This is a genomic window from Williamsia muralis, assembly GCF_002735905.1.
GTDB classification, from domain to species: domain Bacteria; phylum Actinomycetota; class Actinomycetes; order Mycobacteriales; family Mycobacteriaceae; genus Williamsia; species Williamsia muralis_A.
In genome coordinates, this window is the sequence record NZ_PEBD01000008.1 from 381,931 (window position 1) to 405,840 (window position 23,910).

Below are 23,910 nucleotides of genomic sequence, written 5' to 3' on the forward strand. Positions count from 1 at the left end.
GTGGTGAGATGACCGCGCCCACAAGGACCGATCTGCAAGTGTGGGTCGACGGTGTACCCCGGTCGGTACGGCCGGCCCCGCAGCTGGCCATCGGCCGGATACCCGAATGCGACATCACCGTCGACCACCCGCTCATCTCGCGGCGCCACGCGATGGTCAGCTGGCAGGGCGGCTGGGTGGTGACCGACGAGGGCAGCACCAACGGCCTCTACCTCGACGGCCGGCGTGTGCAATCGGTGCCGGTGGGCCGTGGGCAACAGATTCGCCTCGGTGACCCCCACAACGGCCCGCTCCTCCAGATCCGGGTGGTCGAGACCATCGCACCGACGAATATGCCTCACCTGCAGGCCGTTGCGCAGAACCAGTCGCCGCCACCGCAGCGCGAGGCCATGGACATCGCCCGTGGTTCCACGGTCCGGATCGGGCGCACACCCGACAACGACATCGTGGTCAGCGATGTGCTCGCCTCGCGTCGTCACGCCCAGATGATCAGCGGACCACAGGGGCTGCTGATCGAAGACCTACGCAGTGTCAACGGCACCTACGTCAACGGTCGCCGCGTGATGCGACACCAGCTGTCCGACGGCGACGTGGTGACCATCGGCAACAGCGACTTCGTGGTCACGGACGGCAAACTCGTCCGCGGGCAGGACCAGTCGGTGGTCGCCGGCGGTGTCCACGTCAGCTCGGTCAGCCTCACGGTCGACCGGAAGCAACTCGTCAGCGACATCGAGTTCAGCGCTGCGCCAGGTACTCTCACCGCGATCATCGGGCCGTCGGGCGCCGGGAAGTCCACCGTCTCCCGAATAGTGTCCGGTGCCGGACATCCCACCGCCGGCCAGGTCACCTTCGAAGGTCGGAGCGTCCACGAGGAGTACGAGGCCCTGCGAACGCGCATCGGCATGGTCCCGCAGGACGACGTGCTGCACGGACGACTGACCCTGCGCCAGGCCCTGCGCTACGCCGCGCAGTTGCGATTGCCGCCTGACATGTCCCGTGCCGACCGCGACGCGGTGATCGACGGGGTGCTCGCCGAGTTGCAACTGACCGAGCACACCGGCACCCGCATCGACAAATTGTCAGGGGGACAACGTAAACGGGCATCGGTGGCGATGGAACTGCTGACGGGCCCGGCGCTTCTCATCCTCGACGAACCCACCTCCGGCCTCGACCCGGCGCTCGACCGCCAGGTGATGCAGACCCTGCGCCGACTCGCCGACGCCGGCCGGGTTGTCATCGTGGTCACCCACTCCGTGGCGCATCTGTCGATCTGCGATCAGGTCCTGCTGTTGGCCCCCGGCGGTAAGACTGCATTCTGTGGTCCGCCGGAGTCGGTGAATGCCGCCATGGGGACCGGTGATTGGGCAGAGATTTTCGCGTACGTCGCGGCGCGACCCGATGAGGCCGCGACCCGCTACCGGTCGACGGCGCTGCGCCGCCGACCACCGCAACCCCCATCGCCATCGGCGCCGCGGCCACGACCCCGTCAGACCAGCGCGTTGCGCCAGGTCAGTACGATCGCCCGTCGTCAGATACGCCTGATCTTCGCCGACAGAGGCTATCTGATGTTCCTGATCTTGCTTCCCGTTGTCTTGGGGGCACTCACCCTGGTGATCCCGGGGTCGGCAGGTTTCGGACTGAACGCTCCCGGCACCACCGAGACACTTCAGATCCTGGTGGTCCTGTCGATCGGCGCGACATTCATGGGTTCGGCGCTCACGGTGCGCGACCTCGTCGGCGAGCGGTCCATTTTCGAGCGCGAACGTGCCGTCGGCCTGCGACCAGGTGCGTACCTCAGCGCCAAGGTGATCGTGTTCGCCTTCGCCGCGATCGCACAGACAGTGATCATGCTGGTGATCACCTATGCCGGCCGGGGCACACCGGGCAAGGGTGTATACCTGCCCGGCGCAATCGAACTCGGCATCGACCTCGCGCTGCTCACCTGTATCGGTGCGCTCATCGGCCTGGCGATCTCGGCGACGGTCCGCACCCCGGAACAGACGATGCCGCCGCTTGTGGTGGTGGTGATGGTGCAGCTGGTGTTCTGCGGCGGGCTCTTCGCCCTCCACGGCCGGATGGGCCTCGAGCAACTTGCCTGGCTCGTCCCTGCCCGGTGGGGTTATGCCGCAGCGGCGTCCACCGTGGAAGTCCAGTGGACCACCCCTGGTGCCGCCACCGAGGACGAACCGATGTGGAAACACGATGTCGCGACTCTTGGCCTGAGTTATGGCGTGCTCGGGGTCATCGCGCTGCTGCTTCTGGGGTTCATCTACAGCCGTTTGCGACTCAAACGATCCGCATGAAACCTCGACTCAGGGCTCCGAGATGCGGTCGCGATAGGGTGCAGAAAGCCGTGGTCCAGAGGTGGGTCCGCGAATCGCAGACGATTGGTGGGGGTTGTCCATGGGAGTTGTCCGACACAGTTCCGAGGTGAAGGCGACGCGAGAACGAGCCTTTGCCTATGTCAACGACCACCGGCACGTCCCGGATTGGATGTTCGGTGTCAAGAAGTTCGAACCGGTGTCGGAGACGATCTATGGGCTCGGAGCCACGTTCGACGTGGTGATGAACGTCGGCCCGAAGGCTCTCAAGGCCACCCTCGAGGTCACCGAGTTCGTCGAGAACGAGATGGTCCGCCTCGAATCGGTCAAAGGCTTCTCCGCCGCGACGGTGTGGCGCTTCGAGGACACCGCGACCGGCACCGACGTCAACGTCGAGATGTCGTATGACCTCCCCGGAGGCATTGCCGGCCGCGCACTGGGGGCAGTGATCGAACCTGTCGTGGGACAGGCTGTGCGCCACACCGATTCGGCGCTGAAGGCACAGCTGGACAAGCCCGCCTGACAAAGGCGGGCCTGTCGCCGTGGTCCTCTTCAGCTCAAGGAATGATGTTGACCATTCGGCCGGGCACCACGATCACCTTGCGCGGCTCGCCGTCGAGCAACGGCGCGATCTTCTCATCCGCCAAAGCCGTTGCCCGCAGAGTGGCCTCGTCTGCGTCGGCGGCCACCGTCATCCGGCTGCGGACCTTGCCCTTGACCTGGATCGGGATCTCGATGGTGTCCTCGACCAGCCACTGCGGGTCCGGGGTCGGGAACGGCCCGTGCGCCAGCGATCCCGTGCCGCCCAGCCTGCCCCACAGCTCTTCGGCGATGTGCGGCGCGACCGGTGCGAGCATCAACACCAACGGTGATACCGCCTCTCGCGGAGCACCTTTCGGATACTGCTTGGTGAGGTGATTGGTGAGCTCGATCAGCTTGGCCACCGCGGTGTTGTCGCGCAGGTTCGCGTAGTCCTCCCGAACGCCCTCGATGGTCTTGTTGAGCAGACGATTGGTGTCGTCAGCCAGCGGTTCTTCGGTGACCCGCATGTCGCCGGTCGCCTCGTCGACCACCAGACGCCACGCCCTCTGGAGGAATCGCTGGGCGCCCACCACGTCTTTGGTCGCCCAGGCGCGGGAGGTGTCGAGCGGACCCATCGACATCTCGTAAACACGCAGGGTGTCGGCGCCGTACTCGCGGCAGATGTCATCGGGCGCAACGGAGTTCTTGAGCGACTTGCCCATCTTTCCGTACTCGCGGTTGACTTCCTGCCCCTGGTAGAGGAACTTGCCACCTTCTTCGGTGACCTCTTCGGCCGGGACGTAGATGCCCCGCGAATCGGTGAACGCGTACGCCTGGATCATTCCCTGGTTGTAGAGACGGCGATACGGTTCTGCCGAGGTGACGTGTCCGAGGTCGAACAGCACCTTGTGCCAGAAGCGCGAGTACAGCAAGTGCAGCACGGCGTGCTCCACGCCGCCGACGTAGAGGTCGAGGCCACCGGGGTCCTGCGGTCCGTGCAACTCAGGACGCGGGCCCATCCAATAGGCCTCGTTCTCCTTGGCGCACAACTCTTCCGAGTTCTCCGGATCGATGTAGCGCAACTGATACCAGGAGCTGCCCGCCCACTGCGGCATCACGTTGGTGTCGCGCGTGTAGTTCTTGAGACCATCGCCGAGATCGAGTTCGACATGCACCCAGTCGGTGGCCTTGGCCAGCGGCGGCGACGGCTCACTGTCAGCGTCGTCGGGGTCGAAAGAGACTGGCGCATAATCGATCACGTCGGGCAGCTCGACCGGCAACATCGAAACCGGGATCGAATGCGGCGCGCCGTTCTCGTCGTAGACGATGGGGAAGGGCTCGCCCCAGTAGCGTTGCCGGGCGAACAGCCAATCGCGCAGTTTGTACTGGATCGTCCCGCTGCCGGCACCATCTGACTCGAGCCGCTCGATGATCGCGGCCTTGGCGTCCTCTACCGACATCCCGTCGAGGAATCCGGAGTTCACCAGCGTTCCGTCACCCGTGTAGGCCTGCTCGGCGACACCTTGTTCCGAACCGATCACCTCGATGATCTCCAGACCGAACGACGTCGCGAACTCGTGGTCGCGGGGGTCGTGTGCCGGCACCGCCATGATGGCACCGGTGCCGTAACCGATGAGCACATAGTCGGCGATGAAGATCGGGATCTGTTGTCCGTTGACCGGATTCGTCGCGTAGCTGCCGGTGAAGACACCGGTCTTCTCTTTGTTCTCCTGGCGCTCCAGGTCCGATTTGGCCGCGATGGTCTCCCGGTACTTCGCGACCGCGGCAGCGGGAGTCGGGGCACCGAAGGTCCACAGCGAGTTGACGTCTGCAGGCCAGGCAGCAGTGGTGAGCTCGTCGACCAGCTTGTGTTCCGGCGCGAGCACCATGTACGTGGCGCCGAAAAGCGTGTCGGGCCGGGTCGTGAACACCTCGATCTCGTGATCGGTACCGGGCACACCGAACGACACCTGGGCACCGCGCGAACGGCCGATCCAGTTGCGCTGCATGGTCTTGACCTTCTCGGGCCAGTCCAGCAGCTCGAGGTCGTCGAGGAGGCGGTCGCTGTAGGCGGTGATGCGCATCATCCACTGCCGCAGGCGTTTACGGAAGACCGGGAAATTGCCGCGGTCGCTGCGGCCGTCCGCGGTGACCTCTTCGTTGGCCAGCACGGTTCCCAGCCCGGGGCACCAGTTGACGAGTGAATCGCTCTGATAGACCAGCCGGTACTCGTCGATCACGTCGTTGCGGGCGGTCTGGTCCAGCTCCGACCAGGTCCGGCCGTCCGCCAGGGTGCGGGCGCCCGATTCCAGCTCGGCGATCAGTTCGGGGATACGCCGCGCCTTACCCTTCTCTGCGTCGTACCAGGCGTCGTAGATCTGCAAGAAGATCCACTGCGTCCAGTGATAGAACTCGACGTCGGTGGTGGCCACACGGCGCCGCTCGTCGTGACCGAGGCCCAGCCGGCGGATCTGCTCGAGGTATCGCTCGATGTTGGCCTCGGTGGTGGTGCGCGGATGCGTGCCGGTCTGCACGGCGTACTGCTCTGCGGGCAACCCGAACGAGTCGAAGCCCATCGTGTGCAGGACGTTGAAGCCGTTCATCCGGTGATAGCGCGCGTACACGTCGGTCGCGATGAAGCCCAGCGGGTGGCCGACGTGCAGCCCCGAGCCCGACGGGTACGGGAACATGTCCTGGACGAACAGCTTGGCATCCGGTCCGCTGAACGACGAGAGGTCGCCTGCCAGTTCACCGGTCGGATTGGGGGCCTCGAAGGTGCGGCCTTCGGTCCAATTCCGCTGCCAGCGCTCCTCGATCTGCCCGGCCAGTTCCGCGGTATAGCGGTGCTGCAGGGTGTCGTCAGGGCCAGGGGTCGTCGAACCAGTCACTTGACCAGCGTAAAGCGTTGCTCGCAGCCGCCGTACGCAGGCCTTCCGACGGGCGATTTGCACAGCAATCGTATGGTGGTGGGGTGACCATCGCCGCCTTCATCCTCGCCGTTATCACGCTGGTGCTGGCGCTGATCTTCCTCACGGTGGGTGCCCTCGGCACCACTCGCAAGCTGCCTCGCAACCGGTGGTTCGGTGTCCGGTCGGCAGAGACCATGCGCAATGACGACGCGTTCGTCGTCGCCAACCGCGTGGCCGGCCCGGGGTTGATCTGCGCCGGAGCCATCCTCGCGATGGGTGCCATCCTCGCCTTCGCCCTCGGTGGCGGAGCCGGTGTCATCCTCGCGTTCGCCGCGATCGTGGTCGGTGTTGTCATCGCCGGCGTCATCGGGTCATTCGGCATCCGCGCGGCGACCGCCGTCGAAGAGCCCGCGTCGGACTGTGGCCAGAGCGGTGGCTGCGCCAGCTGCTCACTGCAGAAGGTGTGCACCAACTAGCCACCCGCCGGGAACTGTCAGCAGCGACGCTGCCCAGGTCAGGGTGCCGGTATCGACACCGGGATGCTCAGGAAGCTCAGGGCATTCGGATCGAGTTGGATGTGTTCCGGTTTGAGCTCCGACTCGTTCAGTAGCGGCCGAAGCGGCAGCCCCTTCGGGAAGTTCATCGCGAACACGTCCACCCGTAGCCGGTGGCCCGGTTTGATCAATGCGTCCGTCGCGAGCAGACCGACGTCGAGCTGGACTGCCTTGCCCGGCTGCACGGGTTGCCGGGTTTCCAGCGTCAGCGTGTTGACCGGGTCCACCACGTCGCCGTTGGGTGCGTAACCCGTCTTCTCCGCATCGAGGGCACGCAGCGACGCCATCACCTGGCCCGACGTCAGGACGGTCGACGTACCGTCGGGCGCGACGTCGTTGAGCGTCGCCGTCCAGTACCCATCGGTTGCGTCCATCACCGTGTTGAGGTGCAGGTTCACCGGCCCGCTGATGGTTGTCGGCACCTGCACCGGCGCGCTGGTGAACGCCAGCGCCGTGGACTCCGAGATCCGCGCGTCGTCGGCGCAGAACGGGAAGATCCCCACCAGGCCCGCGGTCTGCTGGGCCGCATCGCGGGAACACAGGGTGGCCAGGCCGGGGGCAACGGTCATCCGGCCGCGGCTCGGTGAGGGCGCCGTCGACAGCGAGCCGTCGCGGACGGCGTGCGGCGCGGTACCGCTCGAGCGGTCGGACAGGTACATCCGCTGGTAGTTCATCCCGGGGCGCGGGAAGTCCGACGCCGTGGTCCAGCCGTTGCCCAACTGGTACAGCGTGGCAGGCCCATAGTTCTCGATGCCGTTGTCGATGCCCTTGAGCCACTTGTCGAACCATGCTTTCTGAAGCACGTCGAGCCGCGGTGGGCTGCCGGGATCACCGAAGCCGGCGCCACCGGTGATGTGGTAGGTGGGGCCCATGATCAGCTGCTTCTTGCCGCCGGAGAGCGGGATCTTGTTGTACATCCGCCACTCGCTGTTGGTGAACAGGTCGAACCAGCCGCCGTAGAGCATCGTCGGCACCTCGATGTTCTCTGCGAGGTCTCGCCAGCCCACGCGCTCGGCGGACGCGTTGTCGAGCAGGTTCATCGTGCGCGGCGGAATCGACTCGATGGTCGGCGACAACAGCGCGTCGAGCAGCTGCGGGGCGAACACCGCCGGATCGGTGAGCCTGTCCGACAACCACTTCCAGTCGAAGGTGCCGTTGAGCATCGACTGGACGTCGGGGACGAACTTCAATCCGTTGACCAACGCGAGCCAGGCCGGCAGGAAGCCGACGCCGAGGGCGCCGCCCGGCGCCACGATGTCACGGATGAGGTCGCCGCCCGGCTCCACCGGGAAGATCGCCTTGAGCGGCTCCGGGTTCTTGTTGGCAGCCTGGATCTGGTTGATCCCCGAATAGGAGACACCGCTCATCCCGACGTTGCCGTCCGACCAACCCTGCGCTGCGGCCCAGTTGATCACCTCGACGGTGTCCTTCTGCTCGCGCTCACGGAAGACGTCCCAGACACCCTGGGAGAAGCCGGTTCCGCGCACATCGACCACCACCTGGGTGTAACCGCTGCGGACCAGTTTCTGGTCGACGGAGAAGGTGCGGGCGAAGCCTCCGCGGATCGTGCCCGCGAAGTCGTTGATGCCATCGATCGGCGTACCCGACAGATTGATCATCCCCGCGAGCTGGTCGACCAGAGGGCCGAGCACCGGGTTCGACAACGCCGCGTCGGCCACCGCCGACACCAGCTTGGTGTACGGGGTCATGTTCACGATCACGGGCGTCTTGGTGGCGACGGGATTACGGGCGGCATCCGCCGGACGGTAGACGTTGGCCTTGAGAACCGTGCCGTCGCTCATCGTGATCGGCACGTCCCACTGGACGTTGACGTCCGGGTACCGCAGACCCTGATCGTGCCCGGCAGTCCACTGCTGCCCGTTTGCTCCGGCGGTCGGATCGGCCTGCGCCGCAACCGGATTGATCAGCCCTGCCATCAGTGCCACCGTCGTGACACCGGCCATCACAGCGACCTTGCCGAAACCGTTCCTACGAACCCACCCTGACATTGGACCCCTCCAACTCCCCACACCCGGCGACGCTGGTCTCTCACCGTCACCGATTCCGAATCGAACCGTAACAGTTCGGTGACCCGGCCAGGACGGGTTGTCAGTTTCGTTCGAGTTCGATCGGGTGAGTGGACAACAGCGGCAGCGGCCACGGCTGACGACGCAGCACCTGTGCCCAGAGATCGACGTCCGCGGGCACCAGGACATCGTCGGCCAGCGACGGCGCGACGATCCAGCTTCCCTGGCGGAGTTCGTCACCCAGTTGCCCGATCCCCCAGCCCGCGTAGCCGGCGAAGATCCGGACGCCGGTCAGCACCGACCCGAGATCATCGGCGTCGGCATCGAGGTCCACCAGCACCACACGGCCTTCGACGGGACGCAGGGCGGGAAGGTGGTCGATGGGCATACCCGGCTTGACGACGCCGAGACACAGTGCGGAGTCCTGCTTGACCGGCCCGCCCACGAAGATCGCCTTCGGCCGGGCGGCCGTGTCGGTCCATGCCGGCAGAAGATTGTGCACCGCAGTCTGACTCATCCGGTTCAGGACGACCCCGAGCGTGCCCGCGTCATTGTGTTCGATGACGTAGATCACCGTGCGGCGAAACGTGGGCTCGGCGAGATCGGCTGAGGCCATCAGCAGACTGCCGGCAGACACCTGGGCGGTACTGGGTGACACGCGTTCATCATCGCACGCCACCGGCGAGGTGTTTGTACGCTGGACATGGTGAACGTCGAACCCACCACGGCGGCAACCGTGCCGCCCTCCCCCATCGGTGACCACCGGTTACCTCTGCGGGACTTCATCAGGTCTTTTCGCTGTTCACCGGGCCTTTCTCGGCTGCTGGCGGTCCGTCTGGGCAGCCAGTTCACCGACGGGCTCTTCCAGGCCGCCCTGGGTGGCGCGATCTTGTTCAATCCCGAACGGCACGCCGACCCGATGGCCGTCGCCGCCGGGATGGCCGTACTACTTCTCCCCTACTCGGTGATCGGCCCGTTCGCCGGCGCCCTCCTCGACCATTGGGATCGGCGCACGGTGCTCGTGTGGGCCAACGTCCTGCGAGCGGTGCTGGTGAGCCTCGTGGCGATCGTGATCGCCACCGGAACCGGCGACACCGGCGTCCTCATCGCCGCCCTGGCGGTTACCGGCGCGAGTCGTTTCGTGGCGTCCGGGCTCTCGGCGGGCCTGCCACACGTGGCCGCGCGCGAGCACCTCGTCGGCATGAACTCCTTCTTCACGACCATCGGTGCGGGCGCTCTGGCGGCCGGAGCCGGCGGAGCTCTCGTCCTGCGGGAGATCTTCGGTTCCGACAACACCGGGAGTGCCGCGACCACGATGGGTGCAGTGGTGGTCGCTCTGATCGCCGCCTTCATCGCCCACCGCTTCGAACCGCTTCAGCTCGGACCCGACCACTTCGACGTCGTCGGCGGATCGCGGTCACGAAATCCCGGCGGTTCGGCACTACGTGCGGTCGCGGTGGGTTTGGGCCATGGAGCCCGGGCCGTCTGGAAGGTGCCGTCGGTGGCCGCGGCCCTCTCGGCGGTCGGCGCCCACCGGCTGGTCTTCGGGGTCAACACCTTGGTGCTGCTGGTGCTGACCAAACATTCGTCGCTCGGTGGCGGGCTCACCGGGTTCGGTCTGGTGGCCGGGATGATCGCCGTCGGAATGTTCCTGGCTGCGGTCATCACACCGTTCCTCGTCGCCCGCATCGGCAGGACACGGGCGGTGGTGTCGGCACTGGCGGTCGGAGCGCTCGCCCAGATCGCGCTGTGCACGTTCAACGGGATCGTCATCTGTGTTGCCGCCGTGGTACTGGGACTGATCGGCCAGGTGTGCAAGCTGTGCGCCGATGCCGCGATGCAGATGGACGTCGACGACGCCCGTCGCGGGCAGGCATTTTCGTTTCAGGACGCGCTCTTCAACTTCGCATTTGTCGGTGCGGTGTTCGTGGCGGCCTTGACGATTGCGGACAACGGCAAGTCGCCCGATCTGATCATCGCGGGCTCCGTGGTCTACGTCGTGGCCATTTTTGTCGTACGTGTGGTCAACAATCGGTCATCACCAGAGAAGATCACCATCTGACCAGGAGGCGGCGTGCAGTACGGAATCGTGTTCCCGAAGGGCGCCGGCATGGAGTTCGCCGATCTGGCGGTCGCGGCAGAAGCGGCCGGTTGGGATGCCGTCTTCGGCTGGGAGGCATTGTGGGGCAACGACCCCTGGATCTCGCTGACCGCCGCGGCGATGCGCACCGAGCGCATCCGCCTTGGCACGATGCTCACGCCACTTCCCCGCCGCAAACCGTGGGATCTGGCGTCGACGACCACCACCCTCGACCGGCTGAGCAACGGCCGCGTGATTCTCGGCGTCGGCATGGGCGCCCTGCATTCCGGGTGGCTGGCGTTCGAGCGCGATCAGGGCCGTAAAACCCGCGCCGAGCTGTTCGACGAGGGACTCGACGTGCTCTTCGGTCTCTGGGCCGGGCAGCCGTTCGCCTACGACGGCAAGCACTATCAGGTGCAGCCGACGGACTTCGAGCTACCGCTGCCGCCGGTCCAGCAGCCGCGGATCACCACCTGGTGTGTCGGACTACAAGGCGCCCGCAAGTCGATGGCCCGGGCGGCTCGGTGCGACGGGCTCCTACCGAACTTTCCTCGTGACCCCGACATCCAGGGCGCGGCACCGGTTTCGGTGGAGCACTGGGCGGGGGTGGCCAGGGAGATCCGCGAATTGCGGGCCGAACTTGGTTTCACGGGAAACTACGACATCGTCTACGAAGGCACTGCCGACCTCTCGGACCCGGCCGCAGAACGCGCACAAGCAACGGAGCTCGCCGCTGCCGGCATCACCTGGTGGCTCGACTCCGATTGGGAATCAGCCTCTGCCGACCCCATCGCCCATCAACTCGAACGGATCGAGGCCGGCCCACCGAGACCCTGACGCTCAGTCGCGGAACGGGGTCGAATAGACGTAGCGGCTCGTGGGCACGGTGTCGATGTTCTGGTCGGCACCGAAGGCGCCGGTGCTCGCGAGCATCCGGCCCATCCTGTCCGCCAGGTCTTTGTCGTCGGCGGCACCGAAGAAGGCGTGCACATCGTGCACCGCTTCGATCGGGAACAGTTCCTCGACGATGGCGGTGAGCGGTGGCGAGGTTGCCGTGAGCGGCCTGACCACCGCGTTCTGCACATAGCCGAACGTCGACTGGGTCTCGATCGCCACGCTGGTGTGGTCGAGATGCCACCGTCGCAGCCACGTCTGTTCGTCGAGGTGTTCTGGTCTGCGCAGAAACGCCATGTTCGCCAACCCGGGGGTTCGAGTGCCGAACTCGACCACAGGCACCGGAAGCGGAATTGATTCGGTGACGAGATAGGCGGCGATGTTTCCGTAATCAGGGTTTCGATAATCGCGTTCGAGAGTGTTGATCAATTCCGAGACACCGAGACCGTAGTTTTGCTGTGTCCACACGCTGATGACGGCCACAATCGGAGGTTCCAGCGTGGTCAGAGTCATGATTGAGTCGGTCACAGGTAAATCCCGGACATTGACGGTGACCCCCGAAAATTCCGCATTCGCAGTCAATTCAACGACACGTTTTCGCAGTTCAGAGCACCATTCCTCGTCGGGAACGGGGGCCCGAACGGACATCATGACTTTTTCCATGTTCGACCTCGACTGCAGACTGTGGCGACAAAGTGGTATTGGACCTGGCATTATTACCGCATGCGCAATCGTGATGAGGTGTCGGAGTTCGCAATCGAGCTCAATAAGCTCTGTGCCATTCGGTGGCCGGGTGGGTCTCGTACCGCGAACGCCGAGATCGCTGATTGGGTCACGGCTGAAACCGGCCGCAACATCGACCGGCAGTTCGTGTGGCGGATCCGCAAGGGTCGCGTCATGAAGGTAGACGGCGCCGTTCGCGACGCCATCTGCTCCTTCTTCGGGGTCTCCAAAGACCACTTTTCGAGCAACCCCCGCACTCTAGGTGAAGAGGTGCAGGCGGCCATCGAAGAAACGGGACTGCAGGTGGCCGGACTTCGTGCCGACCAACTGTCGTCGACCGGGCGAGCCGAACTGGCAACGTTGCTCCGCGAGGTGAGCCGGGTACTGGAAGCAGAGAAGAGCGTCGGACAATGATGACCCGACAGAAGATGTTCCGCCTGGCCGCCGCAATCACCCCTGAAGGTGATTGGTCCTGGGAGGACTTCGAACACCGTCTCACCCGCCAACTCGATTGCGCGGTTCGCTGCATCACCTCGGACAGCCTGACCTCAGGCGAACTGACGGGGGCGGCGTTGCGTACCGCAAACGGCACCGCGATCATCGTCATCCCGGGCAACGTCTCCACTGCCCATCGCATCCACATCGCGGCGCATGAGGCCTGGCACCTGCTGGCAGGCCACGACGGTTGCGATCAGAACTCACGCCGGGAGGCAAAGGCCGAGGCCTTTGCCACCACAGTGGGCACGCTCGCCGAAGGCCGAGGCAATGAGCCCCGGACCAATCGCGCCCTGACCGCTGCATTCGGAGCTGTTGGCATCGTGGCATGAACACCCTTCTCGGGGCCCTGGCTTGGACAGGGGTGGCCCTGGGAATCCTGATCGCCCTCCGAGGCGGTTGGTATCGCCGTGCCACGACAATCGTCTTCGGTGTGTGCATCACGTTTTACTGCCTCACCGGAGAAAACTACCTAGCGCTCGTACCCGAAGACGGGGTGCGACATCTGATGACCAATGCCGAGCGCATGTGGGGCGCAACATCAGCGGTGCTTGCCGGTTGTGCGCTGGTCGGTGCGTTGATCGCGATCCGGAGAAACAGTCTGGATCCCGACGGCGACGAATGGACCGATCCCGAGTTGCACCAACGGGTAATGATCCTGGTGCTCGGTGCCGCAGCGTCCGTCGCGGTGATCAACTTGAGCCTCGTGCACGCGGACTTCCCGCCGTCGGCCAACTTCCTCACCGAATACGGCGACAACTTCAACGTTGTTCTGTACGAAGCGGTGTTCGCCATCTGGATCGGTCTCCCGGCGGGCTTTCTCGGCTGGACCGTAGTGCGCTCCGAGCTCGGCCCGCTGCGTTACCTCGTCGGCCTGGGCGGTCTCTTCGGTGTGGGCTGGGCGGCGTGGAAGTTCGTCGGAACCGCGCTGATCTGGATCGCGGACATCCCCATAGCCGAGACAAGCCCGGTCAGTGTCACACTCGGACTGCTGGCGCTCGGCTTTTGCGTTGCCGGGTCGCTACTTCTCAGTCTCGAAGCCGCGTTCCAGGTGTGGCGTGCCGGCCGCACCTACCGCACCGCGCGAGCCCTCGAGGACCGACGACTGCGCCGGCACAACCCCGCCGCCTGAAACTGCGCATACCCAACCTCAGATCTTGAACTTGTAGACCTTGCCGTTGTCGTCGCGCGGGAGATGGTCGAGCACCTCGATGATCCGTGGCAGCTTGTATGACGCCAGGCGCTCACTGAGGGCGTCGAGCAGCTGGGTCGGCTGGACGTCGTACCCGGGTCTGGCCACCACATATAGGGCCACTTGCTCCCCGAGGTCACCCTCGTGTGGTCGGCCGACCGCGGCAGCGTCTTCGACGTACGCCAGTTCCATCGCCGCGGCCTCGATCTCGGCGGGATAGATGTTGACCCCGCCGGAGATGATCACCTCGGTGCTGCGGCCCGTCAGGTACAGGTATCCGTCGTCGTCGACGTAGCCGACATCGCCCACATCTAGAGGGAACCGGGCCGGTGTGGGGCTGCGCAGGTAGGTGAAGGCAGGCCAGTCCTGCGGCGGCTGAATCTGCACGCGTCCTGGGGTTCCGGCCGGCACAGGCCGGCCCGTGTCGTCGACGATCCTCACCGAAGAACCGTCCACCGGACGGCCGACCGATCCTGGCCGCTCCGACCACTCCTGCGCGTCGATCCAAGTGATGATCCCGCCTTCGGTGCAGCCGAAGAACTCTTTGACCGCGTCCCCGAACCACTCGATGGAAGCACGTTTGATGGCCGGTGGACACGGCGCTGCCGAATGGACGAGATGCGTCAGCGAGGACACGTCGTATGCGGTCCGAACCTCGGGTGGCAACGACAGCAACCGAGAGAGCATCGTGGGGACGACCTTGGCTTGCTCGATACGCCTGGTGTGGATCAACTCGAGGAAATCTTCGGCATCCCATCTCGGCATGAGCGTGACGTTCGAGCCGATCCGCAGGCCCAGGAGAGCAAAGGCATTCGGACTCGCGTGATACAGCGGTCCGGCGACGAGCAGCTCGCCGCCTTGCCGGAGCCCAGTGCGTTCGGCCGTGGCGCCGGCCACGGTGAACATTTGATCCGCGCTCATGCGCTCGCGCACAACTCCTTTGGGACGGCCCGTGGTACCCGAGGTGTAGATCAGGCCAAGAGAGGCCGCCATGGCGTCCTCCCGGTATTCCAGCCCGCCGGTATGACTCGCGATGAGGGCTTCATGCGAATTGCGGCGGTTCACCCCGTCGGTGACCTCGACGATCTGCACAGTCGAGCGCGCCGCGGCGACGGCCTGGCGGGCGGTGCGCAGATGCATCGTGTCGCAGAAGAGGATCCGCAGCTCGCAGTCATCGAGGAGGTAGGTGATCTCGGATGCGGTCCAGTGCCAATTGATGGGCACCGGGTTGCCTCCGGCAGAGGCGATGGCGATGGAGATCTCGAGGAAGTCGACGCTGTTGAAGGCGAGGAGTCCGACCCTCTCACCGAACTCGACACCGAGGTCGACCAGCGCTGACGCCAGCCGGCCCGCTCGGTCGAAGCACTCTTGGTGAGTGCGGGCGGTGGACCCGCACAACACCACAGGCTCTGCGTCTTCCTGGGCCGCCCCGAAGTCTTGCACTGCATCTGCCCTCATGGTTGACTGAGCCTTACTTCCATTTCTGATCGTAACGGTCATTCAAGTGGAGCGAGGGGTGGCTCTCAGGGTGGCTGCTGACAGGGGCGGCAACCGCCCTGAGACTCGTCGCCTCATCCGAACAGCTGTCTGTCCGCACTCTCCGTCACTTCTCCGATGAAGTCGATGGCCGCAGACTGTTAGCGGAGCTACCCGTAGCGGTCGAACGTCAAACCTTCCGGCCCGGGATGCGCCCCCGAGTCGGCGACACCATTCAGATCCGAGTCGATCAGGACCTGGTCGAACTTCCCGTCGCTGTCGGTGTCGATGTAGAGCCGCCCGCCGATGCGCGACACCGCGATGTCGTCGAGCCCGTCCGCGTTGCTGTCGAACGTACGATCGCCTGACGGCGTAGGCGGCTCTCCCGGGTCGACGGGCGTGGGCGACCGGGCCGGCTCAGGTGGCTCGACCGGTCCGGTACCGGCGGTTCCCTCCGACCGCTCCCCCCACACCCCAGAACCATCATCGATGAACCACGCGTCGACAGCGCCGTCATCGTCGAGGTCGAGCGCGCTGCAATCGGCCCGTCCATCATGGTCGCGGTCCCACAACGCATCGTCTGACAGTCCGTCGCCGTCGAAGTCGAGCCGAACCGCATCCGGAGCACCTCCTCCGAGGGTCAGATCTGCCGACGAGGTCCAGGTGCTGGTCCGTCCGTCACCGGCCCCGAAGACATACTCGATCGTCGGTTCCATGAGTACTTGGACGGCGCTGGTGGGTGACGGGTTCCGCCGTGCCCCTTCGCGGTAGCGTAAGAGCGACCCCAGTGCCCGGCGTCACCCAGCATGACCTGCGAGGAGGACCTTCGGATGTACGTCAGCGAGCTCGGTGACCTGTGGCATCGGGCCCGAACAGAGCCCGTCAGCATCCACCTCGATTCCGCCGCGGCATCGCGCGCTTCGAATCAGGTCATCGAAACCATCACCGCTCACCTGTGGCGTGAAGCCGAGCGCGGCGCCTACGTGGCCCAGGAACAGATCACCGAGTCGCTGGACCGGTGCCGTCGTGACATCGCCACGCTCGTCGGGCGCCAGGCGCATGAGCTCGCGTTCCGCGAATCGGCGAAGGCCGCACTCCGCGCGCTGCTGACCTTCTGGAATCTGCCGATCTCGGCATCGGTATGGGTGGCCAAGAACGAGTTCGGACCCAACCTCGACGAGTTCGAGCGCCGCGGGTACGCCGTGCACACCATCCCGTCCGCCGACGTGTACGGACACGTCGACACCGATGCGCTCGAGAACATGCTGCAGTTCGAGCAACCCGACTTCATCCACGTGTGCCACATCGGATCTCACAGTGGAATCGTCCAGCCGGTCGAGAAGATCGTCGAGCTGGCGCGTACCGCCGGGGTACCTGTGGTGGTCGATGTCGCCCAGTCGTTCGGTCAACGGAACTGCGCTTCGGGTGCCGACGTGGTCTATGGAACGAGCCGCAAGTGGCTGGCCGGTCCGCGCGGCGTCGGCTTCCTCGCCGTGCGCGGCGACTCGGTACGGCCTGCGGAGATCGAGAGTTCCGAAGCGTTCGTCGCGGGGCGTCTCGGTCTGGGTGTGGCGATCCAGGAGCTGCAGAGCTTCGGGCCCGAACGGGTCAGCCGCGAACTGGCGGCCATCGGGCAGTTCACCCGGGAGCGGTTGCACGGCATCGGCAGCTGGGAGGTGATCGAACCGATCAACGAGCCCTCGGCGATCGTCACCCTCGCACCTCCCCCGGGCTGGGGCCCGTCGGACGTCCTGGCAGCACGAGACAAGTTGCGGTCCATCGGCATTCTGGTCACCTGCGCCGACAGCTGGCGTGCCCCGCTCAGTGCCGAGCAGTCGGTGTTGCGGATCAGTCCGCACCTCGACGTGCAGCGGTCGCACTTGGACCAGCTCGCGAACGAACTACGTGGGATGGGTTACTGAGTCCTCTTCTTCTCCGCTCGCACCAGGCCTGAGCCGATGATCAGGCGCTGAATCTCACTCGTGCCCTCGTACAACCGCAGGAGCCGCGCGTCTCGGTAAATGCGTTCCACCACAACACCTCTGATGTACCCACTGCCCCCGTGAACCTGAACCGCGAGGTCGGCGACCTTGCCCAGCATCTCGGTGCAAAACAGCTTTGCCACCGAGGGCGCGATGCGCCGGTCCTCGCCGCTGACCCATTTGCGCGCCGCTTCGGCCACGAGCGCCCGGCCGGCCATCACACCGGTTTGCTGGTCGGCGAGCATTGCCTGCACCAACTGAAAGTCGCCGATCGTGGTGCCTCCCTGCGTCGTCAGCGCGGCGTACCGCACCGATTCGTCCAGTGCACGTTGCGCCTGCCCGACTGCGACTGCTGCGATGTGGATGCGGCCACGGGCGAGAATGGTCATGGCCGCCCGGTATCCCACCTCTGGATCGCCGCCGACAAGAGACGCACCGGGTACCCGGACGTCGTCGAAGAAGACCTGTGCAGTCACCGAACCCTGTTGGCCCATCTTCGTATCCTTCGGGCCCACACTCACTCCGGGGGTATCGGCAGGCACCAGGAAAACTGCGATGCCCGGACCGGTCTCATCGGCAGGCCGGTACCGCGCGAACACCACGAACAGATCGGCCCACGGCGCGTTGGTGATGTAGCGCTTCTCACCGCTGATCACCCAATCATCATCGTCAGCAACGGCTTTCGTGCGTAGGCCGGCCGGGTTCGAACCGGCCCCATCCTCGGTGAGCGCAAACGACGCCACCACCTCGCCCGACGCGATCCGGCTCAGCCAGGCTTCTTTCTGTTCATCGGTTCCGAACTCCACCAGCACCTGCCCGGCAATGCCGTTGTTGGTGCCGAGGCTCGACCGGAAGGCCAGACTCGTGTAGCCCAACTCCTGTGCGAGTCGGACATCCTGTTCGAGGTCCAGGCCGAGACCACCCCACTGCTGAGGGATCGCGAACCCGAACAGGCCCATGTCTTTGGCCGCCTGCAGGAGGTCGGCAGGAATCGCATCGCCGTCGGCGATCTCCTGCTCGCGCGGAACCACCTGCTCACGCACAAAACTCCGGGTTGCCGCCAGGATGTCGGCCAGGTCGTCCTCGGTGACTTCGCTCATCGCACCAGGATAGGGTCAAGCGCTCGCGGACACGGTCGCCTTGACGATCTCGGTGACTGCCGGGCGTGCCGCGTCGGCATCGCTGGGCACCAACGCAATTCGGGTACGTCTGGCCAGGATGTCATCAACGGTCAGCGCGCCTTCGGCGGTCAGCGCGTACTGCACTTCGGCCCGGGTGATGTCGATGCCCTCGGCTATCGGGCCGGCCGGGTTGCTCACCGTGGCCGTCTCGAGGACACGCCCGGCCTCGGCACCGAACCGCGCCACCAGCGACTCGGGCAATGTGCTGTCGCCGGACCGCCCGACGGCGCCCACCAGTGCCAGTGACCCGGTCTCGCACGATGCCGCACGTATGCCGCCGCGCTGGATGGCTTCGTCGACGGCGTCCTCGGCCATCTGGCGGTAGGTCGTCAGCTTCCCGCCGACCACCGTGATCACGCCTGTGGGACTGACCCGGACCAGATGGTTGCGCGACAGGTCCGCGGTGGCCCGCTCCCCCGTGCCGCCGTCGTCGATCAGGGGTCGCAGCCCCGAGTAGGTACCGCGAATGTCCGACCGGGTGAGTTCTCGGCTGAGTGCCTGGTTGATCGTGTTGAGCAGTAGGTCGATCTCGTTCTTGGACGGGGTGGGCTCGTCCGGGATGTCGCCTGGCGCGTCCTCGTCGGTGAGCCCGATGTACACCCGACCCAACTGTTGCGGCAGCGCGAAGACGAACCGGCTGATGCTGCCCGCCATCGGAACGGTGAGGGCGGCGGTCGGATTCCCCACAGCAGCGGCGTCGACCACGAGATGCGTTCCGCGACTTGGTCGTAGGCGTATCGAATCGTCGACCTGGCCCGACCACACCCCGGTTGCGTTGATCACCGACCGGGCTGCGATCGGGAAGCTGTGGCCCGTCCTGGTGTCGGTGAGCACAGCACCGTGTCCGGTGACGTCGGAGGCGCGGGTGTAGGTGCAGATACCGGCGCCGAGACCCGCCGCGGTACGCGCGAGTGCGACCACCAGACGGGCATCGTCGATGAGCTGCCCATCGTGCCCCAGGACCGCCGACCGCAATCCATCGGTCCGGATTCCCGGACACAGTTCCCCGGCCCGCTGCGCCGAGATCCGGCGTGAACGCGGTAGTACGGTGGCAGGGGTCTTGGCGTTGTGCCGCAGCACATCTCCGGCAAGCATGCCTGCGCGGGCCGCGACCTTGGCGACAAACGGGGTGTCGGAGTAGACAGGCAGCAGCTGGCCGACCGGTCGTACGAGATGCGGTGCGATCACCGTCATCACCCGATGACGTTCGAGAGCGGATTCGCGAGCGATCGAGATGTTGCCGGTCGCGAGGTATCGCAGACCGCCATGGACGAGTTTGCTACTCCATCGGCTGGTTCCGAAGGCCAGGTCATGCGCCTCCACCAACACCACCGACAGCCCGCGGGCTGCTGCATCGAGTGCCGCCCCGGCCCCGGTGACGCCCCCACCGATGACCAGTACGTCGACCGGATCGGTGCGCGAAGCGAGCTGTGCGAGTTCGCTGGTGCGACGGTCGGCGTTCAACGACGCGTCGACAAAAGACAGGGGTCGGCCGGTCATGGCGCGCTCCTCAGATAGGACATGAGTGCGTGCCGCAGTTCTGGCGACCATCGCTCACCGAGAATGGGTTCGACGATCGCATGGGATTGGATCGTCGACTGGCAGATCAGCAGGACCATGGTGGCCAGCTGGCCGGGATCGCCGTCGCGGATGTCGCCGCGGCGCTGACCGTCTGCGATCGTGCGGTTCAGAAGTGCGAGCACCGCTTGCTGACTCCGCCCGAACCTGACGAACACATACGGTGCCAGCGCTGCCGACGGTTCGCTCCACAACGCCGCGAACAAGTCGTTGTGCCGGATTGCGTCGGCTACGGCGACGATTCGGTCGACCTTGTCCCCCAGCGATGTGCCTTGTGCCGGCTCGCTGGAGATCACCCGGCTCATCTCCCTCGTGACGAGGTCGGCGGTCACCGACTGCACGTCGGGCCAGCGTCGGTACACGGTCGGCCGACTCACTCCGGCCAGTCGGGCGACCTCGGCGAGGGTGATCTTGCCGCCTTCTGCGCGCACGAGACATGTCCGCGCCGCGTCGAGAACGCGGTCGGCGACGGAGGGATCGCCCACTGCGGCGATCTTGGCGTGACGGATTGACATATTGTGTAAAACTGTAACGCATGACGGCGAACTACCCACAACACGCACTACCGCTTCCCCCGATGAAGTGGGATGCGTGGGGAGCGGAATCGGCGGCCACCCACCTCTCCGCCGACATCAAGAACCTTCTTGTCGGCGTCTTGGGCATCTCCGGCGATCCGATCGATGCACCGACCGCCGACCAGGTGCGCCTGTCCCCCACCCGCCTGACCGATACCGACCTGGATGCATTGCGCGCGATCGTCGACGCCGTCTCGACCGCCGACGGCGATCGGCTGATCCGGTCCGGCGGGAAATCTACCCTGGACCTGTTGCGACGCAAGCAGATAGAGCAGTCCGCTCCGGACGGTGTGGCGATCCCCGCCTCCGACGACGAGGTACACGCCCTGCTGCAGTGGTGCGCGCTGTCCGAGGTGGCCGTGGTGCCCTTCGGCGGCGGCACCAGCGTGGTCGGTGGCCTGGATCCCGACAGCGGCGAACACCGCGCGACGCTGTCGGTCGACCTGCGCCGTTTCGACGAATTGATCTCGATCGACACCGTGTCCGGGGAGGCCACGCTCGGTGCGGGAGTGACCGGGCCGGCCTCCGAACGACTCCTTGCCCAACATGGGTTCACGCTCGGGCACTTCCCGCAGAGTTTCCAGTTCGCCACCATCGGGGGGTTCGCGGCCACCCGGTCGTCGGGGCAGGCATCAGCCGGGTACGGACGCTTCGACGACATGGTGACCGGCCTACGAGTGGTCACGCCCGTCGGCACCCTCGACCTGGGCGGCGCGCCGAAAACCGCTGCAGGGCCGGACCTTCGACAACTGTTCCTGGGTTCGGAAGGCACCTTCGGCATCATCACGCAGGTCACCGTGCGAGTTCGCCGCATCCCCCAGGTGACCATCGGCGAAGCGTGGCACTTTCCCGACTTCGCCTCCGGCGCAAATGCGTTACGTGCCGTGGCACAGCAAGGCGGTGGTCCCACGGTGATGCGGCTGTCGGATGAGGCGGAGACCGGGGTGAACCTGGCGACTCCAGCCGAGATCGGCGCAGGTGATCAGGACGGGGCACCGTCAGGGGGCTGCCTGGCGATCACGACCTTCGAGGGCACCGACGATGTCGCCGCCGCGCGCCGTGACCTCACCGCCGCCCTGTTCTCGGCTGCCGGCGCCACATCGATGGGTGCCGAACCCGCACACGCCTGGGCGCACGGCAGGTTCAACGCCCCGTATCTACGTGATGCGCTGCTCGCGATCGGCGTCGGTTGCGAAACCCTCGAGACCGCGACCACGTGGGCCGAGCTGGCAGACACGAAGGCTGCTGTGACCACAGCCCTGACCACCGCCATCGAGGAATCCGGCTCCCCCGCCCTTGTCCTCTGCCACATCTCCCACACCTACCCCACCGGGGCTTCGTTGTACTTCACGGTGGTCTACCGGGCCACAGCTGATCCCATCGGGCAGTGGTTGATTGCGAAAAGCGCTGCGTCACAGGCGATGATAGATTCCGGGGCGACGATCACCCACCATCACGCCATCGGCGCCGACCACCGGCCGTGGCTGGCCGACGAGGTCGGCGACGTGGGCTTGCGGGTGCTGCGCGCGGTGAAATCCGCGCTCGACCCCACCGACATCCTCAACCCGGGCAAACTCATCCCATGACCGCCGCGATCGCCAGGGTGTCCGCTCTGATCAATCCCGCTGCCCGCCATGGCCTCGGCGTGCGCGCCGCAGCCACCGCACTCGCCGCGCTGCGTGACCGCGGTGTGGAGGTGACCGAGTTGGTCGGCCGCGACCCAGACGAGGCCCGCGAACTCGCCCGCGCGGCGACCACATCCGACATCGACGCCCTGGTGGTGGTCGGCGGCGACGGCAGCGTTCGCCTGGCCCTGGAGGCCATCGGCGACACCGGTGTCCCGCTGGGTCTCATCCCGGCCGGGACAGGCAACGACCATGCACGTGCTCTGGGGATCCCCACCGACGACCCTGCTGCTGCGGCCGCCATCATCGCCGCCGGGCGTCGCCGACCGTTCGACATCGCGGTCATCACGCCGGCCGACGGCCCCAGTGCCGTTTTCGGAACGGTCGCGGCCACCGGACTCGACGCACTGGTCACCGAGCGCGCGAACAACATGTCGTGGCCCAAGGGGCAATTGCGCTATCCACTGGCGGCGGTCGCCGAACTGGCGCGGATGAAGCCGTTTCACTATCGGATCACGGTGGACGACAACACATTCGAACGCGACCTCATCCTGGCGGCGGTGGGCAACACACCCTCGTACGGCGGCGGGATGAAGATCACGCCGTCGGCGGTCATCGACGACGGCCTGCTCGACCTCACCCTGATCTCTCACGGACCACGTCTGAAGATGTTCGGATTGTTCCCGACCATGTACAGCGGCAAGCACATCGAGCACAAAGAAGTCGAGCAGTTCCGTGGTTCACGCATTGTCCTGGACTGCGTACCCACCGCGCCGATCTATGCCGATGGCGACCGGATCGGGCGGTTGCCGGCAACCATCGAGGTGCGACCGGGTGCGGTAACGTTCCTGGCGTAACCGCCGTCGTCGTCGGGCATCCATGTAAAGCCCCACGGGGCTTCCCTTTCGCCGAGTCCCGTCGTGCCGTCCCGTCGTGCCGTCCCGTCCTGCCGAGGAGTTCCTGTGCTCAAACGCGATGTATCCGCCCATCTCGACGTCGACATCACCAGCGAGACCGATCTGGAGTTCCAGATCACCGTGGCCCCGCATCCCGGGGCCGAGATCATCGAATCGCTGTCCTTCGAACTGGACGGAAAACCCGTGTCGGCCAAAGAGATCAGCGGTGCGCACGGAAGCCGCATCCACATGCTGCACGCCGGGGTGGGCAATCTGCAGGTGGAGTACACCGCCACCGTCCTCGGTTCCGCCGACCCGGCACCGGTGTCCGACCACGACCTGTCGATGTACCTGCGGCCGAGCCGATACGCCGAGGCCGACAAGTTCTTCGGTTTCGCCGCAAAGCAATTCGGCGATCTGACCGACCCCGCAGAGCTGCTCGAGAAGGTCGCGTCGTGGGTGGGTACGCATCTGGACTACGTCCCGGGTTCCAGTGATCCCATCGACGGTGCCGCCGACACCCTGCTGGCCGGCGCCGGCGTCTGCCGCGACTACGCGCACCTGGTGGTCGCGATCCTGCGGGCGGTGAACGTCCCGGCTCGACTTGTCGCCGTGTACGCGCCCGGTTGCGATCCGATGGACTTCCACGCCGTCGCCGAGGCGTTCGTCGACGGCCGGTGGCGAGTTGTCGACGCCACCTGCCTGGCGCCTCGCCAGACATTGGTCCGTATATCGACAGGCCGTGACGCCGCGGACACCGCCTTCCTCGACAACCACAGGGGCGCGATCACTCTGAACAAGGCAACGGTGACCGCAGTGGTCGACGGTCCGTTCCCGAACGACGACATCAGCGAGATGGTGTCACTCAGCTAGCCGAGGA

At 65.8% G+C, this 23,910-nt stretch carries 21 protein-coding genes; 12 read left to right on the forward strand and 9 right to left on the reverse strand.

The window, feature by feature from the left end; genetic code table 11:
- Positions 1-8 precede the first annotated feature (8 nt).
- Together CSW57_RS10815 and CSW57_RS10820 are read left to right on the forward strand one after the other, a co-directional pair.
- The gene (locus CSW57_RS10815; RefSeq protein WP_099383312.1) at positions 9-2,303 is read left to right on the forward strand and encodes an FHA domain-containing protein; all 2,295 of its coding nucleotides are present in this window, start codon (positions 9-11) and stop codon (positions 2,301-2,303) included.
- 100 nt (positions 2,304-2,403) lie between these two features.
- Entirely contained in the window at positions 2,404-2,844 is a 441-nt protein-coding gene (locus CSW57_RS10820) for an SRPBCC family protein (protein WP_099382783.1), read from the forward strand.
- 34 nt (positions 2,845-2,878) lie between these two features.
- Here the strand turns inward: CSW57_RS10820 and leuS are convergent, their stop codons facing one another.
- Complete coding sequence (gene leuS, locus CSW57_RS10825; RefSeq protein WP_099382784.1) at positions 2,879-5,731, reverse strand: leucine--tRNA ligase; 2,853 nt, start codon at positions 5,729-5,731, stop codon at positions 2,879-2,881.
- A gap of 83 nt (positions 5,732-5,814) precedes the next feature.
- On the opposite strand from leuS, the gene CSW57_RS10830 reads away from it, so the two are divergent.
- Positions 5,815-6,228, forward strand: a complete 414-nt coding sequence (locus CSW57_RS10830; RefSeq protein ID WP_099382785.1) for an SdpI family protein — start codon at positions 5,815-5,817, stop codon at positions 6,226-6,228.
- A 38-nt stretch (positions 6,229-6,266) separates the two neighbouring features.
- Here CSW57_RS10830 and CSW57_RS10835 read toward each other — a convergent pair whose 3' ends face one another.
- The gene (locus CSW57_RS10835; protein WP_370623937.1) at positions 6,267-8,270 is read right to left on the reverse strand and encodes a CocE/NonD family hydrolase; all 2,004 of its coding nucleotides are present in this window, start codon (positions 8,268-8,270) and stop codon (positions 6,267-6,269) included.
- A 145-nt stretch (positions 8,271-8,415) separates the two neighbouring features.
- On the reverse strand, positions 8,416-9,012 hold the full coding sequence (locus CSW57_RS10840; protein ID WP_081729758.1) for a YqgE/AlgH family protein: 597 nt from the start codon (positions 9,010-9,012) through the stop codon (positions 8,416-8,418).
- Between the two features lie 24 nt (positions 9,013-9,036).
- Here CSW57_RS10840 and CSW57_RS10845 point away from each other — a divergent pair, with 24 nt between their 5' ends.
- Together CSW57_RS10845 and CSW57_RS10850 are read left to right on the forward strand one after the other, a co-directional pair.
- Positions 9,037-10,395, forward strand: coding sequence for an MFS transporter (locus tag CSW57_RS10845; protein WP_099382787.1), 1,359 nt, complete (start codon positions 9,037-9,039; stop codon positions 10,393-10,395).
- A gap of 12 nt (positions 10,396-10,407) precedes the next feature.
- Positions 10,408-11,250, forward strand: a complete 843-nt coding sequence (locus CSW57_RS10850) for an LLM class flavin-dependent oxidoreductase (protein ID WP_370623938.1) — start codon at positions 10,408-10,410, stop codon at positions 11,248-11,250.
- A 3-nt stretch (positions 11,251-11,253) separates the two neighbouring features.
- On the opposite strand, the gene CSW57_RS10855 is transcribed toward CSW57_RS10850, so the two are convergent.
- A complete protein-coding gene (locus tag CSW57_RS10855; RefSeq protein ID WP_099382788.1) occupies positions 11,254-11,970 on the reverse strand; it encodes an EthD domain-containing protein in 717 nt (238 codons plus the stop codon).
- A 60-nt stretch (positions 11,971-12,030) separates the two neighbouring features.
- Between CSW57_RS10855 and CSW57_RS10860 the strand changes: the two genes are divergently transcribed.
- Genes CSW57_RS10860 through CSW57_RS10870 form a run of 3 tightly spaced genes read left to right on the forward strand, consistent with a single transcriptional unit; the run spans position 12,031 to position 13,657 of the window.
- Positions 12,031-12,444 (forward strand): hypothetical protein, encoded by a 414-nt coding sequence (locus tag CSW57_RS10860; RefSeq protein WP_030166924.1) that lies wholly within the window; start codon positions 12,031-12,033, stop codon positions 12,442-12,444.
- Positions 12,441-12,857, forward strand: a complete 417-nt coding sequence (locus CSW57_RS10865) for a hypothetical protein (RefSeq protein WP_030166927.1) — start codon at positions 12,441-12,443, stop codon at positions 12,855-12,857. Before CSW57_RS10860 ends, CSW57_RS10865 begins: the two co-directional genes overlap by 4 nt.
- Positions 12,854-13,657 (forward strand): hypothetical protein, encoded by an 804-nt coding sequence (locus CSW57_RS10870; RefSeq protein ID WP_099382789.1) that lies wholly within the window; start codon positions 12,854-12,856, stop codon positions 13,655-13,657. Before CSW57_RS10865 ends, CSW57_RS10870 begins: the two co-directional genes overlap by 4 nt.
- 18 nt (positions 13,658-13,675) lie before the next feature.
- Here the strand turns inward: CSW57_RS10870 and CSW57_RS10875 are convergent, their stop codons facing one another.
- Positions 13,676-15,175, reverse strand: coding sequence for an AMP-binding protein (locus CSW57_RS10875; protein WP_099382790.1), 1,500 nt, complete (start codon positions 15,173-15,175; stop codon positions 13,676-13,678).
- A gap of 188 nt (positions 15,176-15,363) precedes the next feature.
- Complete coding sequence (locus tag CSW57_RS10880; protein WP_099382791.1) at positions 15,364-15,909, reverse strand: hypothetical protein; 546 nt, start codon at positions 15,907-15,909, stop codon at positions 15,364-15,366.
- A 114-nt stretch (positions 15,910-16,023) separates the two neighbouring features.
- Between CSW57_RS10880 and CSW57_RS10885 the strand changes: the two genes are divergently transcribed.
- Entirely contained in the window at positions 16,024-17,115 is a 1,092-nt protein-coding gene (locus CSW57_RS10885; protein ID WP_099383314.1) for an aminotransferase class V-fold PLP-dependent enzyme, read from the forward strand.
- Here the strand turns inward: CSW57_RS10885 and CSW57_RS10890 are convergent.
- The 3 genes from CSW57_RS10890 to CSW57_RS10900 are packed head-to-tail and all read right to left on the reverse strand — an operon-like array spanning position 17,109 to position 20,449.
- Positions 17,109-18,275, reverse strand: coding sequence for an acyl-CoA dehydrogenase family protein (locus CSW57_RS10890; RefSeq protein ID WP_099382792.1), 1,167 nt, complete (start codon positions 18,273-18,275; stop codon positions 17,109-17,111). The two genes, CSW57_RS10885 and CSW57_RS10890, sit on opposite strands and share 7 nt — an antisense overlap.
- Positions 18,276-18,290: 15 nt before the next feature.
- Positions 18,291-19,856 (reverse strand): glycerol-3-phosphate dehydrogenase/oxidase, encoded by a 1,566-nt coding sequence (locus tag CSW57_RS10895; protein WP_223249187.1) that lies wholly within the window; start codon positions 19,854-19,856, stop codon positions 18,291-18,293.
- Positions 19,853-20,449: a TetR/AcrR family transcriptional regulator gene (locus tag CSW57_RS10900; RefSeq protein WP_099382794.1), complete on the reverse strand. Its 597-nt coding sequence runs from the start codon at positions 20,447-20,449 to the stop codon at positions 19,853-19,855. The genes CSW57_RS10895 and CSW57_RS10900 overlap by 4 nt, the downstream gene beginning before the upstream one ends.
- Positions 20,450-20,469: 20 nt before the next feature.
- Here CSW57_RS10900 and CSW57_RS10905 point away from each other — a divergent pair, with 20 nt between their 5' ends.
- The 3 genes from CSW57_RS10905 to CSW57_RS10915 all read left to right on the forward strand — a co-directional run bounded on the left by CSW57_RS10905 (position 20,470) and on the right by CSW57_RS10915 (position 23,903).
- Positions 20,470-22,095, forward strand: coding sequence for an FAD-binding oxidoreductase (locus tag CSW57_RS10905; protein ID WP_370623939.1), 1,626 nt, complete (start codon positions 20,470-20,472; stop codon positions 22,093-22,095).
- Positions 22,092-22,991, forward strand: a complete 900-nt coding sequence (locus CSW57_RS10910) for a diacylglycerol kinase (RefSeq protein ID WP_099382795.1) — start codon at positions 22,092-22,094, stop codon at positions 22,989-22,991. The genes CSW57_RS10905 and CSW57_RS10910 overlap by 4 nt, the downstream gene beginning before the upstream one ends.
- A 105-nt stretch (positions 22,992-23,096) precedes the next feature.
- Positions 23,097-23,903 carry a transglutaminase-like domain-containing protein gene (locus CSW57_RS10915; RefSeq protein WP_099382796.1) on the forward strand — a complete coding sequence of 269 codons (807 nt, stop codon included), beginning with the start codon at positions 23,097-23,099 and terminating at the stop codon, positions 23,901-23,903.
- The last annotated feature ends 7 nt before the right edge of the window (positions 23,904-23,910 follow it).

Bases quoted from the DNA above. Each gene is read 5' to 3' on its own strand.
- CSW57_RS10905 (WP_370623939.1), top strand. From the start codon at position 20,470: ATGACGGCGAACTACCCACAACACGCACTACCGCTTCCCCCGATGAAG.
- CSW57_RS10890 (WP_099382792.1), bottom strand. From the start codon at position 18,275: ATGAGCGAAGTCACCGAGGACGACCTGGCCGACATCCTGGCGGCAACC.
- CSW57_RS10820 (WP_099382783.1), top strand. From the start codon at position 2,404: ATGGGAGTTGTCCGACACAGTTCCGAGGTGAAGGCGACGCGAGAACGA.
- CSW57_RS10895 (WP_223249187.1), bottom strand. From the start codon at position 19,856: ATGACCGGCCGACCCCTGTCTTTTGTCGACGCGTCGTTGAACGCCGAC.
- CSW57_RS10855 (WP_099382788.1), bottom strand. From the start codon at position 11,970: ATGGAAAAAGTCATGATGTCCGTTCGGGCCCCCGTTCCCGACGAGGAA.
- CSW57_RS10900 (WP_099382794.1), bottom strand. From the start codon at position 20,449: ATGTCAATCCGTCACGCCAAGATCGCCGCAGTGGGCGATCCCTCCGTC.
- CSW57_RS10865 (WP_030166927.1), top strand. From the start codon at position 12,441: ATGATGACCCGACAGAAGATGTTCCGCCTGGCCGCCGCAATCACCCCT.
- CSW57_RS10860 (WP_030166924.1), top strand. From the start codon at position 12,031: ATGCGCAATCGTGATGAGGTGTCGGAGTTCGCAATCGAGCTCAATAAG.
- CSW57_RS10815 (WP_099383312.1), top strand. From the start codon at position 9: ATGACCGCGCCCACAAGGACCGATCTGCAAGTGTGGGTCGACGGTGTA.
- CSW57_RS10880 (WP_099382791.1), bottom strand. From the start codon at position 15,909: ATGGAACCGACGATCGAGTATGTCTTCGGGGCCGGTGACGGACGGACC.
- CSW57_RS10875 (WP_099382790.1), bottom strand. From the start codon at position 15,175: ATGAGGGCAGATGCAGTGCAAGACTTCGGGGCGGCCCAGGAAGACGCA.
- CSW57_RS10870 (WP_099382789.1), top strand. From the start codon at position 12,854: ATGAACACCCTTCTCGGGGCCCTGGCTTGGACAGGGGTGGCCCTGGGA.
- CSW57_RS10845 (WP_099382787.1), top strand. From the start codon at position 9,037: ATGGTGAACGTCGAACCCACCACGGCGGCAACCGTGCCGCCCTCCCCC.
- CSW57_RS10885 (WP_099383314.1), top strand. From the start codon at position 16,024: ATGTACGTCAGCGAGCTCGGTGACCTGTGGCATCGGGCCCGAACAGAG.
- CSW57_RS10835 (WP_370623937.1), bottom strand. From the start codon at position 8,270: ATGGCCGGTGTCACGACGGTGGCACTGATGGCAGGGCTGATCAATCCG.
- CSW57_RS10910 (WP_099382795.1), top strand. From the start codon at position 22,092: ATGACCGCCGCGATCGCCAGGGTGTCCGCTCTGATCAATCCCGCTGCC.